This is a genomic window from Streptomyces diastaticus subsp. diastaticus (assembly GCF_011170125.1).
In the GTDB taxonomy this organism is placed as follows: domain Bacteria; phylum Actinomycetota; class Actinomycetes; order Streptomycetales; family Streptomycetaceae; genus Streptomyces; species Streptomyces diastaticus.
This window is the reverse complement of the sequence record NZ_BLLN01000003.1, coordinates 253,712-269,670: the sequence shown is the minus strand read 5'-3', so window position 1 is coordinate 269,670 and position 15,959 is coordinate 253,712. Positions and strand designations below refer to the sequence as shown.

The following is a 15,959-nucleotide window of genomic DNA, read 5'->3' as shown; positions in this document are numbered from 1 at the left end:
ATGACCCGCGAGAAGGACCGCCGCCGGGACGGCAGGCACGGCAAGCGCCGACGCGGCGAGGAACTGATGGTCGAGCCCGCCGAGTTCGCCACCTACTACGACCGGCCGGTGCTCAAGCCGCCGTCCTGGCGGGCCACCGACATCGCCGGGTACTTCTTCCTCGGCGGCCTCGCCGGGGCCGGCTCCGTCTTCGCCGCCGGGGCCCAGGCCACCGGCCGCTGCCGCACCGCGACCGGCCTGAAGCTCACCTCGCTGGGGGCCATCTCCCTCTCCACCGCCGCCCTCATCCACGATCTGGGCCGCCCGGGACGGTTCGCCAACATGCTGCGGGTCTTCAAGCCCACCTCGCCGATGAACATGGGCTCCTGGCTGCTCTCCGCCTACGGCCCGGCCGCCGGGGTCTCCGCCGCCTCGGCCGCGACGGGGCTGCTGCCCCGGGTGGGGACGGCCGCCACCTGGGGGGCGGCGGCGCTCGGGCCCCTGGTCGCCACCTACACCGCCGTACTGGCGGCCGACACCGCCGTCCCCGCCTGGCACGAGGGGCACCGCGAACTGCCGTACGTCTTCGCCGCCTCGGCGGCGGCCGCCGCCTCCGGCGCGGCCCTCCTGGTGGGGCCGCCCCAGGAGACCGGCCCGGCCCGGTCGGCCACCGTCCTGGCCGCCGCCGGCGAGCTGGCGGCGCTGCGGGCGATGCGCCGACGGCTGGGGCCGACCGCCGAGACCCACCGCTCCGGCCGCGCGGCCCGCTTCTTCCGGGCGGCCGAGGCGCTCCACGCCACCGGAGCGGTGCTGGCCGCCACGCCGGCCGTCCGGCGCCGGCCCGTCGCGGCGCTGACCGGTCTCGCCCTGCTCACCGCCTCCGCGTGCACCCGCTTCGCGGTCTTCCACTCCGGGGTCGTCTCGGCCGAGGACCCGCTGTACACCATCCGGCCGCAGCGTGAACGGCTCGTCCGGGAGGCGGAGGCTTCCTCGGCGCAGCCCTGACGGGACACGGGGGCACGCGCTCCGTCCCGGCGCGCCGCCCCCGCCTGTCACCGCGCCGACTCCAGCGCCCGGGTCACCCCCTGCTCCCGGTCGCCGAGGAAGACGGGATCGGGCCGGAGCAGTACGTCGAGCGCGGCCTTGCCCGAGGCCAGCACCTCGCGGGCGCCGCCCGCGTACCAGCTCGCGTCGTGGCGGTCGTCGACGCCGATGCCGTACGCCTGGAGCCCGGCGGACCGGCAGAGCGTCACCGCCCGGTGTATGTGGAAGCCCTGGCTGATCAGGACGGCCTTGTCCACGCCGAAGATCTTCCGGGCGCGGACGCAGGAGTCCCAGGTGTCGAAGCCGGCGTGGTCGCTGACGATCCGCCGGTCGGGGACGCCCCGGGCGACCAGGTAGCGGCGCATCGCCTCCGGCTCGTCGTACTCCTCGCGGCTGTTGTCCCCGGTCACCAGGACCACTTCGGTGCGGCCGCTGCGGTACAGCTCCACCGCGGCGTCCAGACGGCGGGCGAGGTACGGCGAGGGCTCGTCGCCCCACAGGCCCGCGCCGAAGACCACCGCGACCTCGGTCCGCTCCACGTCCGCCGTGCCGCGCAGGTGGCCGTCGGCGGAGAACCGCATCCAGGCGGCGGGCAGCAGCGCCAGCACGCACAGGGCCACCACCGTGCGCACCGCCCGGCGCCCACCCGGCCGCCTCCCACCGGCGGCGGGGGACACCGGCGACCGTCCCGCCACCACCCGGGCGGCGGCCCGCCGGACTCGCAGCACACCGCGTCCCGCACGGCCACGGACCACGGACCGCACCCCGGACCGTCCGTCCCGCTCGCCGTCCCGCATCGCTTCCCCCACGCTCCCGCGTCCTTCCGTCCCCGGCCGGCCCTCGCCCCGGGCGCCTCCGCCGGTCTCCACCGGCGACTCCTGCCCCGCACTTCACGCTCCGTAACCTCTCTGTCCTCTCCAACGCCGCCCGAACCGTCCCGGTTCCCGCCGCGCCGGAACAGCGGCGAACCCGTCACCGCCCCGCTGCTGACGCCCTCTCACCCGGCGGCCGTCCGGGGCCTCCGGGCCGGGCGGCCGGAGCTGACACCGGGCCGTCCGCACGGTGGGGACCGCGGGCCCGGCCCTCTCGGACCCCGCCCCTCGGGCGGCACTCCTCCGTCACTGCCTGTTCTCGCGGCCCGCCGCCGTGGACGGCCGACTGGACCGAGCGGAGCGCCTCCCTCCTGCTCCGGCCACCCGTGGACGGCCCACCACCCGGCCGGGGCGGGAGGGGTACGGCCCTCCGTCACCCGCGGCGGCTACCGTCGGGGGCATGACGGCAGCAGAGCAGCCCCGCCCGGTCGAGTCGGCGGTCACCGCCGTGGAGCGGTGGGACCCGGAGCCGGACAAGCGGCCGGGCCGGACCGCCTATCAGCGGGACCGGGCCCGCGTGCTGCACTCCTCCGCGCTGCGCCGGCTCGCGGGCAAGACCCAGGTGGTGACTCCCGGTACGCGCAGCCGCGTGTGGGACGCCGCACCCCGCACCAGGCTCACCCACTCGCTGGAGTGCGCCCAGGTCGGGCGCGACCTCTCCGCCGCCCTGGGCTGCGATCCCGACCTGGTCGAGACCGCCTGCCTCTCGCACGACCTGGGCCACCCGCCGTTCGGGCACAACGGCGAGCAGGCGCTCAGCGAGATCGCCGGGGACTGCGGCGGCTTCGAGGGCAACGCCCAGTCGCTGCGCCTGCTCACCCGCATCGAGCCCAAGCGGTTCCGCACCGACCCGCACACCGGTGAGCAGTCCAGCGTCGGGCTCAACCTCACCCGCGCCTCCCTGGACGCCGCCACCAAGTACCCCTGGCCACGCGGCGGCCACCCGGCCGACCCGGCCTCCCCCAAGTTCGGGGTCTACGAGGACGACCTGCCCGTCTTCACCTGGCTGCGCGACCAGGCGCCGGCCGGGCGGACCTGCTTCGAGGCCCAGATCATGGACTGGTCGGACGATGTCGCGTACTCCGTCCACGACCTGGAGGACGGCCTGCACGCCGGCCACATCGATCCCAACCTCCTGCACGCCGACCCCGAGCGCCACGACATCACCCGGCTCGCCCTGGAGCGGTACGCCCCGGCGGGCACCGACCCGGCCGAGCTGACGGCCGCGCTGGACCGCCTCATGGACCAGGAGTGGTGGCCGCACGGGTACGACGGCACGGCCGCCGCCCAGGCCCGGCTGAAGGACGCCACCAGCCAGCTCATCGGCCGTTTCTGCCTGGCCGCGGAGGCCGCCACCCGTGCCGCGTACGTGCTCGGGCCGCCCACCGGCGCCGGTCGCGGTGCCTCTCCCGTGCGGTACGCGGCGGAGCTGGTCGTCCCACGGGGGGCGCGGCTGGAGTGCGCGGTGCTGAAGGCGCTGGCCGACCGGTACGTGATGCAGCGGGCCGAGCAGGAGGTGCTGCGCGCCGAGCAGCGGGTCGTCATCGCCGAGCTGGCCCAGGCGCTGCTGGCCCGCGCGCCGTTCGGGCTCGACCCCCAGTTCCGGGCGCTCTTCGAGGCGGCGGCGGACGACCGGGCGCGCAAGCGCGTCGTGATCGACCAGATCGCCTCCCTGACCGACGCCTCCGCGCGCTCCCTGCACGCGGACCTGACGGAGCCGGGCAGCCGCTGCTGAGGCAGCGGGGCGAGCGGGCTCCGGCGCCGGACCGGCAGCCCCGGTTCCCGGGGCGGCCTCCTCCTCCGAGCGCACCTCGCGCACTCCTCCCCTAGGGTGAAAAGTGCCGGTTTGCCCACACAGTCACGGAGGGCCCGCATGACGGAGCACGCTTACGCGGACGACGAGGCGACCCGCGAGGAGCCCGAGGAGTACGAGGACTCCGGCTACGAGGAGGACGAGCGGGACGAGGACGACGCGTACGACGACGCCTCCGAGGGGCAGGGCGGCGAGAAGACCGAGGAGCCGCTCGAAGGCGAGCTGACCGACGCCGCCCCGTCACCGCCCGCGGGAACCTCCGACCAGCCGGACGTCCACCTCGACGTGCCGCAGCTCCACGTGGACGAGATCGACCTCCAGGTCGAGAGCCTGCGGGCCAAGGTCTCCCTCCAGGCCGAGGTCCTGGACCTCCTCAAGCTCAACGTCGGTGCCGATGTCGCGCTCTCCGGCGTGGAACTGGACATCAAGGGCGTGGACGCGCAGGCACTGCTCAAGGTGCGGCTCGACAACGTCGCCGCGGTCATCGGCCGTGTGCTCTCCACCATCGACCGGAATCCGCAGATCCTGGAGCAGATCACCTCCGGTCTGGGAGCGACGGCGGAGAACGTGGGCAGCGGCGCCGGAAGGGCGGTCGGCGCACTGGGCGAGGGCGCGGGGCAGGCCGTGGAGGACACCGGCAAGGGCGCGCGCAAGGCCGTCGAGGGCGTCGGCGAGGGCGCGGGGAAGGCGACCGAGCGGGTCGGGGAGAGCGCGGGCGGAGCGGTCGAGGACGCGGGGGGCGCCGCTTCCCGGGCCGCCTCGAAGGCCGGGGACACGGTGTCGGGGGCGGGGGACACGGCCTCCGAGGCCGCCGGCGAGGCGTCCGAGGCCGCCGGGCCGGCCGGGCGTACCGCGCGGAAGGAGACCCGGGCGAAGAAGGCGGCCCGCAGGACCCCGCCCCGGAAGCCCTCGCGCGAGGAACCACCCTGAAGAGCCGCCCCGGACGTCGAGACCGCCTCCCGGGTCACGGGAGACTGGCCGGCGCCCGGGCCGGGCCCCACGGACGGCGAGGCCGCGGAGCCGCCCCGACGACGGAGCACCCGGGTACGCGGCGTGCGCCGGCGTCTGCCGCCGCCCACCTCACCCTCGCTCAAGGCGGACCACCGCTGACACGAGTCCGGCGCGCGCCGCGAAGGCGGCGGAACGACGCCCACGCACCACCGGCGCCGGTACGGGGACGCGTACCGGCACCTCGCGCGTACGCGTGACCTCGCCCCTTCGCGCCGGACCCGCCCGGCGCGCCCCTCCCGCCGCCTCCCGATCGCCGCAGACCAGGCGCCTGGCGGAGGTTCCGGACACCTGCCAGGCCGGCCTGCGGGCGACGGGAGGGTTTCGCGCGTATTGCTCACGGGTGGACTCCTTGTTTCCGCCCGGGCGCCGCTCGTACTTTCGACCGGCCACGGAGCTGTGGTCACGAGCCGGACGAAGGTGAAGTTCCATGCTGCTGACGGTCCTCGGATTCGTCATGATCGCGACATTCCTGACGCTGATCATGACGAAGAAGATGTCCCCGCTGACCTCGCTCATCCTCATCCCCGCCCTCTTCTGCGTGATCGCGGGACAGGGGGCCCAGCTGGGTGGGTACGTGCTGGACGGGATCGGCGAGCTGGCGCCCACCGCCGCCATGCTGATGTTCGCCATCCTCTTCTTCGGGGTGATGATCGACGTCGGCCTGTTCGACCCGGTCGTCCGGGGCATCCTGCGCTTCTGCAAGGCCGACCCGGCACGCGTCGTGCTCGGCACGGCGGTGCTCGCCGCGGTCGTCTCGCTGGACGGCGACGGCTCGACCACGTTCATGATCACCGTCTCCGCGATGCTCCCGCTCTACCTGCGGCTGAAGATGAGCGTGCTGACGATGACGATGGTCACCGCCACCGCCAACGGCGTGATGAACACCGTCCCCTGGGGCGGCCCCACCGCCCGTGCCGCCACCGCGCTGAAGCTGGACGCGGGCGACATCTTCGTCCCGATGGTGCCCGCGCTCGCCATCGGCCTGCTCAGCGTCTTCGCCCTCGCCTGGATTCTGGGCCTGCGGGAGCGCCGCCGCCTGGGGCTGCTCACCGAGACCGGGCCGGCCGCCGGCTCCGCGCCGGCCGAGGAGACCGAGTCCGGGACCACCCGCGACCGCACCCCGGTCGGCGTCGGCGCGGGCAGCCGCGGCGCCTCGGCCGGGACGACCGCCGGCCGTGCCGCCCACGGCGGCCCCGCCTCCCCGGACCCGGCGGGCTCCGGCGGCGGCCTCGCCCCCGACGGCGGCGCCGCCGGGGCCACCGCCGAGTCCGGCGAGTGGGGCGCCCTCGCCCCGGACCGCCCCACGCTGCGCCCGAGGCTCTTCTGGTTCAACGCCCTGCTGACGCTGGCCGTCCTGGTCACCCTGGTCGCCCAGTCGCTGCCGATCCCGGTCATCTTCATGTTCGGCGCGGCCCTGGCGCTGACCGTCAACTTCCCGCACATGAAGCAGCAGCGGGAGCGGATCGCCGCCCACGCCGACAACGTCCTGAACGTCGCGGGCATGGTCTTCGCCGCCGCCGTCTTCACCGGTGTGCTGACCGGCACCGGCATGGTCGACGAGATGGCGAGGACGCTGGTGGGCGCCGTCCCGGACGGCCTCGGCCCGCACATGGCCCTCATCACCGGCCTGCTGAGCATCCCGTTCACGTACTTCATGTCCAACGACGGGTTCTACTTCGGCATCGTGCCGATCCTCGCCGAGGCCGGCGCCCAGCACGGCGTCTCGCCGCTGGAGATCGCCCGCGCCTCGCTCATCGCCCAGCCGCTCCACATGTCCAGCCCGCTGGTCCCGGCCGTCTACGTCCTGGTCGGCATGGCCAAGGTGGAATTCGGCGACCACACCCGCGCCACGGTCAAGTGGGCGGTGCTGGTCTCCCTGGTGATCCTCACGGCGGCCCTGCTCCTCGGCATCGCCTGAGACCTCGCCGCCCGTACCGCCCGACGGGGGCGCGCCCCCGTCGTCACGCCTCCTCGCCGGTCCCCGTCCACGTGTAGACGTGCTCCGGCCGGCCCGAGCCGGTGTAGCGCAGGCTGAGGCCGACCTGCCCGGACCGCTCCAGCAGCTTCAGGTAGCGCTGGGCGGTCTGCCGGCTGAGGCCGGTCCGGTCGGCCGTGCCGGCCGCCGAGAGCCGCCCCGCCTCCCTCAGCGCCTGCCGCACCAGCCGCACCGTCTGCGCGGAGTGCCCCTTGGGCAGGGCCATCGGGCCCGCCGCGGCGCTGCCCAGCACCCCGAAGATCCGGTCGACCCGCTCCTGCCCGGCTTCGGGGCCGTCGGAGAGGGTGCGGCGCAGGACCGCGTACCCCTCCAGCTTGGCGCGCAGGCCGCTGTAGCTGAACGGTTTGACCAGATAGTGCAGGGCGCCGTACCGCATGGCGCTCTCCACCGTGGCCACGTCGCGGGCGGCCGTCACCATGATCACGTCGGTGCGGGAGTCGCCCGCGCGCAGCCGCCGGACGAGGCCGAGGCCGTTCTCGTCGGGCAGGTAGTGGTCGAGGAGGACCAGGTCGGCGTGGTGGCCGTCGAGCCAGGCCAGCGCCTCGCCGGTGGTGTGGGCGGTGCCCGCCGTCCGGAAGCCGGGCACGCGGTCGGTGTAGGCGGCGTTGATCCGCGCCACCCGCGGATCGTCGTCGACGACCAGCACCTCGATCATCGGCCCTCCTCCTCACGCGGGTCCGGCGATGCCGCCCGGCGCCCGTCCGGTACGGCCCCGTCGGGCGCGGCGAGCGCCTCGGGCAGGACCACGGTGAACTCGGCGCCGCCGCCCTCGGCCCCGGCCACCGAGACGGTACCCCCGTACCGCTGGGCGTGGCGCCGGACCAGGGCGAGGCCGAGACCCCGGCCGCCCCGGCCGGGCGCGGCCTCCTTGGTGGAGAAGCCGTCGGCGAAGACCAGCTCCCGCTGGGTGGGCGGCACGCCCGCGCCGGTGTCGCGGACCCGCAGCTCCGCGGTACGGCCCCGGGCCCGCAGCGCGACCTCCACCAGCCGGTCCTCCCCGCCGGTCGGCGCGCCCGGCTCCGGCGCGCCGACCGCCTCCAGGGCGTTGTCGACGAGGTTGCCGAGGACGGTGACCAGATCGTGCGGGGCGACCAGCGGTTCGAGCAGCCGGGAGCCGGGGGCCAGCCGCAGCGCGGCCCCGCGTTCGGCGGCCACCGTGGCCTTGCCGACCAGCAGGGCGGCCAGCAGCGGGTCGCCCACCGACTCGGCGATCTGTTCGGCGGTGGCCCGGTGGGAGCCGACCGTCTCGGTGACGAAGTCGACGGCCTCCTCGTACAGCCCGAGTTCCAGCAGGCCGAGCAGGGTGTGCAGGCGGTTTGCGTGCTCGTGGTCCTTGGCGCGCAGGGCGTCCAGCAGGGCGCGGGTGGCGTCCAGCTCGCGGCCGAGGGTCTCCAGTTCGGTGCGGTCGCGCAGGGTGGCGACGGCACCGCCGTCCTCGGTCGGCATGCGGTTGACCACCAGGACCCGGCCGCCGCGCACCGCCAGCAGGTCGGTGCCGGAGACCTCGCCGGTCAGGACGGCGGTGAGCCGCCCGGTCCCGAGCAGGTCGGCGACGGGCCGGCCGATCCCGCCGCTCTCGCCGGGCCACGGCCGGCCGAGGCCCAGCAGCCGCTGCGCCTCGTCGTTGACGAGCCGGACCCTGCCGTGCCCGTCCAGGGCCAGCACGCCCTCGCGGATCGAGTGCAGCATCGCCTCCCGCTCGTCCAGCAGGGCGGCGATGTCGGAGAAGGCGAGACCTCGGGTGCGCCGGTAGACCATGCGCGAGAAGGCGAGCGCGCCGAGGACACCGGCGCCGAGCGCGCCCGTGGCGTACCCGGCGACCTGCGGGACGGCCCCGGTCAGACGGTCCCGGACGCTCTCGTAGCGGATGCCGGCCGAGACGGCGCCGATCACCTCGCCGTCGGCGTCGCGCAGCGGTGTCTTGCCGCGCGCCGAGCGGCCGAGGGTTCCGACGTCGATCTGCCGCACGTGGTGTCCGGCGAGCGCCTGCGAGGGGTCGGTGGAGACGCGGCGGCCGATCAGCGCCGGCTCGGTGTGCGAGTAGCGGATGCCGCGGGTGTCCATCACCACGACGTACTCGGCGCCGGTGGCCCGCCTGACCCGCTCCGCCGACTTCTGCACCGGGTTGTCCCGCACGGGCTCGGAGCGCAGCAGGTCGCCGGCGAGGTCCTCGTCGCTCGCCATGGCCTGCGCGACGGCCAGCGCGCGGTGGGTGGCCTGGTCGTCGAGCTGGTCGCTGAGCGGGGCGAGGAAGAGCGCGGTGGCCAGGGCGGTCACGCCGACGGCGATGACCAACTGGACCAGCAGCACCTGCGAGGCCATCCGGCGCGGGGCCCGCAGCGGGCGCAGGCGGGGTCCGCGCCGGGGGCGCGCCGGTCCGGGGGCGGCGGCGGGGGCCACCGGCTCCGGGACCGGGCCGCCCGGCGCGAGGGCGGGCCTGCGCGGGCTCGGGACCGCGTCGGCGGGCGTGACACCGGAGCCCGCCGACACGCCGGCACCGGGTGCCGGGCCGGAGGAGCGCGGCCGCCCGCCCGCGTCCGGCTCCCCCGGGCAGGCGTCGCGGCCGCCCCGTCGTCCCGCCATGGTGTCCTCCTCGTCTCGGTCCCGGCCGTGCTGTGTCGTACCCCCACCCGTCCGGCCACCGCCCGTCCCGGCCGGGCCGCGCCGGCCGGGGTCCCCGCCCCGGCCCCGGTACGCCGGTGCGGCCGCGAGGGCTCGCCGTCACCCTCGGCCACCGCCGGTACACCCTGCCCTTACGCCTCCACCAGCGCGGACGCACGGGCTCCGCACCATTGTGACCCGGCGGCGCAACCCCGCCGCGGGTCAGCGCGGCAGCCGCGCAAGGGGCCGGCCGGCCCCCTCCGGTGTCCGCCCGGCCCAGGGCGCCAAGCCCCGGGCCGACCACGCGGTGTGACGACTCGTTGGCCCGATCGGGCCACCCCCTCTTCCCGCATTACGCTCCGTACGGGACGCTCGCTGAGGCGGGCAGCGCCGCACCTGCGCCGCAGGGCAGGAAGAACAGGGAGGCTCGACGTGGTCGACGCGGATCAGACATTCGTCATCGTCGGAGGAGGACTGGCCGGGGCCAAGGCCGCCGAAACCCTCCGCGAGGAAGGCTTCAGAGGCCGGGTGATCCTCGTCTGCGACGAACGCGACCGGCCCTACGAGCGGCCCGCGCTCTCCAAGGGCTACCTGACCGGCAAGGACGAGCGGGACAGCGTCTTCGTCCACGAACCCTCCTGGTACGCCCGCCACCACATCGAGCTGCACCTCGGCCAGCCCGCCGTCGCCCTGGACCGCGAGGCGCACACCGTCCGGCTCGGCGACGGCACGGTGCTCAAGTACGACAAGCTGCTGCTGGCCACCGGTGCCGAACCGCGCCGCCTCGACGTCCCCGGCACCGACCTGGTCGGCGTCCACCACCTGCGCCGCCTCGCCCACGCCGACCGGCTCCGCCAGGTCCTGACGGCGCTGGGCCGGGACAACGGCCACCTGGTGATCGCCGGGGGCGGCTGGATCGGCCTGGAGGTGGCGGCCGCCGCCCGCGGTTACGGCGCCGAGGTCACCGTGGTGGAGGCGGAGCCGACACCGCTGCACAGCGTGCTCGGCCCGGAGCTGGGCCAGGTCTTCGCCGCGCTCCACGGCGACCACGGGGTCCGCTTCCACTTCGGCGCCCGCCTCACCGGCATCAGCGGCCAGGACGGAGTGGTCCTCGCCGCGCACACCGACGACGGTGAGGAGCACCCGGCGCACGACGTGCTCGCCGCCGTCGGCGCCGCACCGCGCACCGCGCTCGCCGAGGCGGCCGGACTCGCCCTGGTCGACCGCGAGCACGGCGGCGGCATCGCGGTCGACGCCTCGCTGCGCACCTCCGACCCGGACATCTACGCGGCCGGTGACGTGGCCGCCGCCCACCACCCGCTCTTCGACACCCGGCTGCGCGTCGAGCACTGGGCCAACGCCCTCAACGGCGGGCCCGCCGCCGCCCGCGCCATGCTCGGCCGCATGGTCCGCTACGACCGCGTCCCCTACTTCTTCTCCGACCAGTACGACGTCGGGCTGGAGTACTCCGGATACGCCCCGCCCGGCGCCTACGACCAGGTGGTCATCCGGGGCGATGTCGGCCGCCGCCAGTTCATCGCCTTCTGGCTGGCCGAGGGCCGGGTGCTGGCCGGGATGAACGTCAATGTGTGGGACGTCACCGATCAGATCCAGCGGCTCGTCCGCAGCGCCCGGCAGGTCGACGCCGACGCGCTCGCCGACCCGTCCGCAGCGCTGGAGAGCCTCCTGGCCTGACCCCGCACGGGTCCGCCGCCCTCTCCTTCCGCTCCCCCGGCCCGGTGATCCCCGGTGCCGGGGGAGCCGTGGAGGAGACCGGCCGCCGGACCAGCTCCGCGGCGGCCGTAGACTTCCCACGTGGCTGGCAGGATCAATGACGAGGACGTGAAGGCGGTCCGGGACGCGGTCCCGATCGACGCCGTGGTGTCCGAGTACCTGTCGCTGCGCAACGCGGGCGGCGGAAACCTCAAGGGCCTCTGCCCGTTCCACGACGAGAAGTCCCCGTCGTTCCAGGTCAGCCCGGCCAAGGGCCTCTTCCACTGCTTCGGCTGCCAGGAGGGCGGCGACACGATCACCTTCGTCAGGAAGGTCGATCACCTCACGTTCTCCGAGGCCGTCGAACGCCTCGCCGCCAAGGCCGGCATCACCCTGCGGTACGAGGAGGGCGGCTACAACCCCTCCCACCAGCGGGGCGAACGCATCCGGCTGATCGAGGCGCACAAGGCCGCCGCCGAGTTCTACGCCGGGCAGCTCGAAGGCCCCGAGGCGGAGATCGGCCGCCGCTTCCTCGCCGAGCGCGGCTTCGACCAGGCCGCCGCCGGCCACTTCGGTATCGGCTACAGCCCGGCCGGCTGGGACCACCTCACCCGCTACCTGCGCGGCCAGGGCTTCACCGACAAGGAACTGCTCACCTCCGGCCTCGCCCAGGACGGCCGCCGCGGACCCGTCGACCGCTTCCGGGGCCGCCTGATGTGGCCCATCCGCGACATCGGCGGCGAGGTCGTCGGCTTCGGCGCCCGCCGCCTGCGCGAGGACGACAACGGGCCCAAGTACCTCAACACGCCCGAGACCCCGGTCTACCGCAAGTCGCAGGTCCTCTACGGCATCGACCTCGCCAAGAAGGACATCGCCAAGGCGAGCCGGGCCGTGGTCGTCGAGGGATACACCGACGTCATGGCCTGCCACCTCGCGGGGATCACCACCGCCGTCGCCACCTGTGGCACCGCCTTCGGCCAGGACCACATCAAGATCCTGCGCAGACTGCTGATGGACAACGGCAGCGCCCGGGTGATCTTCACCTTCGACGGCGACGCCGCCGGGCAGAAGGCCGCCCTGCGCGCCTTCGAGGACGACCAGAAGTTCGCCGCCGAGACCTACATCGCCATCGCCCCCGACGGCATGGACCCCTGCGACCTCCGGCTGGCCAAGGGCGACGACGCCGTCGCCGACCTGGTCGAGCCCCGCACCCCGCTCTTCGAGTTCGCCCTGCGCCAGATCGTCTCCCGGTACGACCTGGAGACCCCGGCGGGCCGCGCGGCCGCCCTCGACGAGGCCGGGCCGGTCGTCGCCCGCATCAAGTCCGCCTCCTCCCAGCACGAGGTGGCCGTCCAGCTCGCCGGGATGCTCGGCATCCTCGACACCCAGTTCGTCGTGCGCCGCGTCGCCCAGCTCGCCCGCTGGGCCCGCGAGCGCGGTGGCGAGCCCGGCCCCGCCCCCCGCCGCACGGACGGACCCGGCCCCGCCGTCGAGACCAGCGCGCCCCGTTTCAGCGGCCCCGCCCTCAACCTCCGCAGCCCCGCCTTCACCACCGAACGCGAACTGCTGAAGCTCGCCCTCCAGCGCCCCGAACTCGTCTCCCCGGCCTTCGACGCCTACGGCTCCGACGAGTTCACCGCCGCCCCCTACGCCGCCGTCCGCGAGGCCATCGAGGAGGCGGGCGGCGCGGAACTCGGCGCCGACCTCGGCATGGACTACCTCACCCGGGTCCGCGACGCCGCCCCCGACGACACGGTCCGCGCGATGGTCACCGAACTGGCCGTCGAGGCGATCCGCCGCCGCACCGTCGACGAGGTCTACGCCGGGGAGCAACTGGTCAAGGTCCGCCTGCGCGCCGTCGAACGCCGCATCCGCGACCTCCAGGGCACCTTCACCCGCGTGGCCGCCCAGGGCGACCAGCAGCAGCTCTCCTCCGTCCAGAACGAGTTGTGGGTCCTCCAGCAGTACGACCGGAGCCTGCGGAACAACGGCGCCGAAGCGCTGTAGCGCCGCCTTCCCCGCGGTCGCGCTCACCGCCGGGGCGGACGAGCCGGCCCGTCCCGCCGTCCGTCCGCCGGTGCGCCGGCCCCGGCAGCCGGGAGCAGCAGCGGGATCGTCCGGACGTACACGACCATGCCGATCACCTCGACCAGGGTCTGGGTGACCACGACGACCGCGGCGACGGCCAGGGCGTCGGGCAGCGCCAGCGCCAGCGGGAGGACGACGAGGGAGTTGCGCGTCGCACCGGTGAACACCAGGGCCCGCCCGTCGTGAGCGCCGAGCCGGAAGAGGCGGGCGAGGGCGAGTCCGGCGAAGGCCATCACGAGCAGGAACAGGAGGTAGAAGGGCACCACGCGCCCCACGTCCGCGAGGCTGTCGCCGAGCTGGGGAACCTGGGAGGCGACGACGGTCAGCAGGGTGGCGGCCATCAGCGGGACCATGGTGGTCCCCATCGCGTCGGCGGCCTTCCGCCCGGCCGCGCGGCGAGCGGCCCACGCCTGGGTGAGCCAGGCCAGGGCGAGCGGAATGACGATCAGGACCAGGAACGCCTCGATGAACGGTCCGGCCTCCACCACGTCGGCCAGGCCCGACCCCATGAACAGGTGGAGGAAGAGGGGCAGCAGGATCATCTGGGCCAGCAGGAGCAACGGCGTCGCGGCCAGCAGGCGCCGGCTGCTGCCGCCGGCGAGACCGCTGAAGACGATGACGTAGTCGACGCACGGCGCCAACAGCACCAGCAGCACGCCGAGGCGGACGGCCTGGTCGGCGGGGAGGAAGGGGAACATGACCGCGACGACCAGCGGCACCACCACGAAGTTGGCCACCAGCGTCGCGGTCAGGAACCGGCCCGCGCGCAGCGAGCGGAGCAGGTCGGCCGCGGGCACCTGCAAGAAGGTGACGTAGAGCAGCAGGGCGAGCACCGGGTCGAGAGCGTGTTCCAGGCCCGGCCCGGCCCCCGGGGCGGCCCGGCCGACGAGTCCGCCGGCCACCAGGGCGCCGACGTAGACGGCGACCTGGTGGCGTTCCATGGCTCCGGCCGGACCGGATGACTGCGACACCGTGGGTGCTCCTTGCTCGGGGACGGACGGGGCGGGGCCCGGACCACGGGGGACGGGCCGGGGCAGGCGGAAGGGCAGTAATCAGGCCGGCGGCCGGACGCGGCCGGGGAAGGCGCGGCGCGGGCCGCAGCGGTTCTCGCGGTGGGGCGGTGCGTCCGGGTGCTCCACGGCGCGGCGCGGGAAGAGGGTGCACCCGGCCGGCTCCGCCGCGCGCCGCTCGGCCCGCTCGGTACGGGCGACGACCCGCTCGCGCGGGCCGGCCCCCGCCATCTGGCGGGCCCGCGCCCGCCGCCGCGCCCCGAGCACTCCGGCGCCCCCCTCCGGCGGCGGGCCCGGGCGGCCGTCCACGCCGGTGAGCGCCGGCCGGTCCTCCGCGTCCTCCCCGTACCGGCGGCAGCCGGCCGCGGCCCGCCCGGCGGGCGGCACCCCCGGCGTCCCGCAGAACCGCAGGGGTTCCGGGACGCCGCCGCGTCCGGCGCGCCGGGGGATCCGCGTGGCACTCATCCTCCGACCGTAGACCGTCACCCGACGCGACGGTCAGGCGTATGCCCGGCGCGGACCGCCCGGCCCTGCCCGGGCGGGGTCGCGCCCGGCGGGAAACCGCGCGGGCGCCCCCGGCCGTACCGGCGCTCGCCTGCCCAAGGCCGGAAAAGGTCCTGACGCCCTCTCGTGGTGGAGGCGTGGTGTGCCTCACACTGGGGCGGCGCGTCCTCGGTCCCGGGCGCGTTCTTCCGTACCGCGGGGCTGCCGCGCCCCGTACACCGCACGCACCGTCCCCCGATACGCCCAGCGATCACCTGGGAGGTCACCCCGTGCAGACCAGGCCACCTCGCCCCGCTCCCCTCGTCCCGCGTGTTCCCGCTCCGCGCGGGCACCGGCCGGCGCCGGCCGGTGCCGTCGGCGGCCGGCCGCAGGGTACGGCCCGGGGGCCGGCCGCGTCCGAGCCGGCCGGGGTGACCGTCCCCGACCTCTTCCGGCAGTACCTGCGGGAGATCGGGCGCATCCCGCTGCTGTCGGCGGCCGACGAGGTGGAGCTGGCGCGGCGGATCGAGGCAGGGGTGTTCGCGGCGGCGAAGCTGGCCGGGGGCCACGCGGACCAGGGGCTCGCCCGCGACCTGCGGCGGCTCGTGGTGCTCGGGGAGCGGGCCAAGGGGCGGCTCATCGAGGCCAACCTGCGGCTCGTCGTCTCCGTCGCCCGGCGGTACACGGGTCGCGGCCTGACCATGCTCGACCTGGTGCAGGAGGGCAACCTCGGGCTGATCCGCGCGGTCGAGAAGTTCGACTACACGCGCGGCTTCAAGTTCTCCACGTACGCGACCTGGTGGATACGCCAGGCGATGACGCGCGCCCTCGCCGACCAGGCCCGCACCATCCGGGTCCCGGTGCACGTCGTGGAGCTGATCAACCGCGTGGTGCGCACCCAGCGCACCCTGCTCCAGGAGGCGGGCCGCGAACCGGCCGCCGAGGAGGTCGGGGAGCGGCTCGGCCTGAGCGCCGAGAAGGTCGAGGAGGTGCTGCGGCTGGCCCGCGAGCCGGTCTCCCTGCACGCCCCGGTCGGCGGCGAGGACGACGTCTTCCTCGGCGACCTCATCGAGGACGCCGACGCGGCCTCCCCGGCGGAGAGCGCCGCCCTGCTGCTGCTCCGCCAGCACCTCGAAGCGGTCCTCGCCACCCTCAGCGACCGCGAGCGCCAGGTGGTGCGGCTGCGGTACGGGTTCGACGACGGGCGGCCGCGCACCCTGGAGGAGATCGGCCGCCTCTTCGGCGTCACCCGTGAACGGGTCCGCCAGATCGAGTCGAAGACGCTGCGCAGGCTCCGTGAGCACACCGCGGCCGGGCAGTTGCGCGGCTATCTGGACTGACCGCCCGGG

12 protein-coding genes are annotated in these 15,959 nt (G+C 75.4%); 7 read left to right on the top strand and 5 right to left on the bottom strand.

Going from position 1 to position 15,959, the window contains the following annotated elements:
- Nucleotides 1-984 (top strand): NrfD/PsrC family molybdoenzyme membrane anchor subunit, encoded by a 984-nt coding sequence (nrfD, locus tag Sdia_RS09645; RefSeq protein ID WP_229831526.1) that lies wholly within the window; start codon nucleotides 1-3, stop codon nucleotides 982-984.
- 47 nt (nucleotides 985-1,031) lie between these two features.
- On the opposite strand, the gene Sdia_RS09640 is transcribed toward nrfD, so the two are convergent.
- Complete coding sequence (locus Sdia_RS09640) at nucleotides 1,032-1,820, bottom strand: SanA/YdcF family protein (RefSeq protein ID WP_100453343.1); 789 nt, start codon at nucleotides 1,818-1,820, stop codon at nucleotides 1,032-1,034.
- Between the two features lie 475 nt (nucleotides 1,821-2,295).
- On the opposite strand from Sdia_RS09640, the gene Sdia_RS09635 reads away from it, so the two are divergent.
- The 3 genes from Sdia_RS09635 to Sdia_RS09625 all read left to right on the top strand — a co-directional run bounded on the left by Sdia_RS09635 (nucleotide 2,296) and on the right by Sdia_RS09625 (nucleotide 6,637).
- A complete protein-coding gene (locus Sdia_RS09635; RefSeq protein WP_100452838.1) occupies nucleotides 2,296-3,630 on the top strand; it encodes a deoxyguanosinetriphosphate triphosphohydrolase in 1,335 nt (444 codons plus the stop codon).
- 138 nt (nucleotides 3,631-3,768) lie between these two features.
- On the top strand, nucleotides 3,769-4,638 hold the full coding sequence (locus tag Sdia_RS09630) for a hypothetical protein (RefSeq protein WP_100452837.1): 870 nt from the start codon (nucleotides 3,769-3,771) through the stop codon (nucleotides 4,636-4,638).
- Nucleotides 4,639-5,146: 508 nt separating this feature from the next.
- On the top strand, nucleotides 5,147-6,637 hold the full coding sequence (locus Sdia_RS09625) for a CitMHS family transporter (RefSeq protein WP_189500408.1): 1,491 nt from the start codon (nucleotides 5,147-5,149) through the stop codon (nucleotides 6,635-6,637).
- 43 nt (nucleotides 6,638-6,680) lie between these two features.
- Here Sdia_RS09625 and Sdia_RS09620 read toward each other — a convergent pair whose 3' ends face one another.
- Nucleotides 6,681-7,370, bottom strand: a complete 690-nt coding sequence (locus tag Sdia_RS09620) for a response regulator (protein ID WP_100452835.1) — start codon at nucleotides 7,368-7,370, stop codon at nucleotides 6,681-6,683.
- Nucleotides 7,367-9,037 (bottom strand): ATP-binding protein, encoded by a 1,671-nt coding sequence (locus Sdia_RS09615; RefSeq protein WP_229831540.1) that lies wholly within the window; start codon nucleotides 9,035-9,037, stop codon nucleotides 7,367-7,369. The genes Sdia_RS09620 and Sdia_RS09615 overlap by 4 nt, the downstream gene beginning before the upstream one ends.
- Nucleotides 9,038-9,748: 711 nt before the next feature.
- On the opposite strand from Sdia_RS09615, the gene Sdia_RS09610 reads away from it, so the two are divergent.
- Nucleotides 9,749-11,011: an NAD(P)/FAD-dependent oxidoreductase gene (locus tag Sdia_RS09610; RefSeq protein WP_189500407.1), complete on the top strand. Its 1,263-nt coding sequence runs from the start codon at nucleotides 9,749-9,751 to the stop codon at nucleotides 11,009-11,011.
- 120 nt (nucleotides 11,012-11,131) lie between these two features.
- Entirely contained in the window at nucleotides 11,132-13,036 is a 1,905-nt protein-coding gene (gene dnaG, locus Sdia_RS09605; RefSeq protein WP_100452833.1) for a DNA primase, read from the top strand.
- A 23-nt stretch (nucleotides 13,037-13,059) separates the two neighbouring features.
- On the opposite strand, the gene Sdia_RS09600 is transcribed toward dnaG, so the two are convergent.
- Both Sdia_RS09600 and Sdia_RS09595 read right to left on the bottom strand, forming a co-directional pair.
- The gene (locus Sdia_RS09600) at nucleotides 13,060-14,058 is read right to left on the bottom strand and encodes an arsenic resistance protein (protein ID WP_115069930.1); all 999 of its coding nucleotides are present in this window, start codon (nucleotides 14,056-14,058) and stop codon (nucleotides 13,060-13,062) included.
- Nucleotides 14,059-14,169: 111 nt separating this feature from the next.
- Nucleotides 14,170-14,592: a hypothetical protein gene (locus Sdia_RS09595; RefSeq protein ID WP_115069929.1), complete on the bottom strand. Its 423-nt coding sequence runs from the start codon at nucleotides 14,590-14,592 to the stop codon at nucleotides 14,170-14,172.
- A 308-nt stretch (nucleotides 14,593-14,900) separates the two neighbouring features.
- Between Sdia_RS09595 and Sdia_RS09590 the strand changes: the two genes are divergently transcribed.
- Nucleotides 14,901-15,950, top strand: coding sequence for an RNA polymerase sigma factor (locus Sdia_RS09590; protein WP_115069928.1), 1,050 nt, complete (start codon nucleotides 14,901-14,903; stop codon nucleotides 15,948-15,950).
- Nucleotides 15,951-15,959 lie beyond the last annotated feature (9 nt).

What these genes read in the sequence shown, in the direction of transcription:
- Sdia_RS09635 (WP_100452838.1), top strand. Translation starts at nt 2,296, where the DNA reads ATGACGGCAGCAGAGCAGCCCCGCCCGGTCGAGTCGGCGGTCACCGCC.
- Sdia_RS09615 (WP_229831540.1), bottom strand. Translation starts at nt 9,037, where the DNA reads ATGGCCTCGCAGGTGCTGCTGGTCCAGTTGGTCATCGCCGTCGGCGTG.
- Sdia_RS09630 (WP_100452837.1), top strand. Translation starts at nt 3,769, where the DNA reads ATGACGGAGCACGCTTACGCGGACGACGAGGCGACCCGCGAGGAGCCC.
- Sdia_RS09640 (WP_100453343.1), bottom strand. Translation starts at nt 1,820, where the DNA reads ATGCGGGACGGCGAGCGGGACGGACGGTCCGGGGTGCGGTCCGTGGTC.
- Sdia_RS09620 (WP_100452835.1), bottom strand. Translation starts at nt 7,370, where the DNA reads ATGATCGAGGTGCTGGTCGTCGACGACGATCCGCGGGTGGCGCGGATC.
- nrfD (WP_229831526.1), top strand. Translation starts at nt 1, where the DNA reads ATGACCCGCGAGAAGGACCGCCGCCGGGACGGCAGGCACGGCAAGCGC.
- Sdia_RS09600 (WP_115069930.1), bottom strand. Translation starts at nt 14,058, where the DNA reads ATGGAACGCCACCAGGTCGCCGTCTACGTCGGCGCCCTGGTGGCCGGC.
- Sdia_RS09625 (WP_189500408.1), top strand. Translation starts at nt 5,147, where the DNA reads ATGCTGCTGACGGTCCTCGGATTCGTCATGATCGCGACATTCCTGACG.
- Sdia_RS09595 (WP_115069929.1), bottom strand. Translation starts at nt 14,592, where the DNA reads ATGAGTGCCACGCGGATCCCCCGGCGCGCCGGACGCGGCGGCGTCCCG.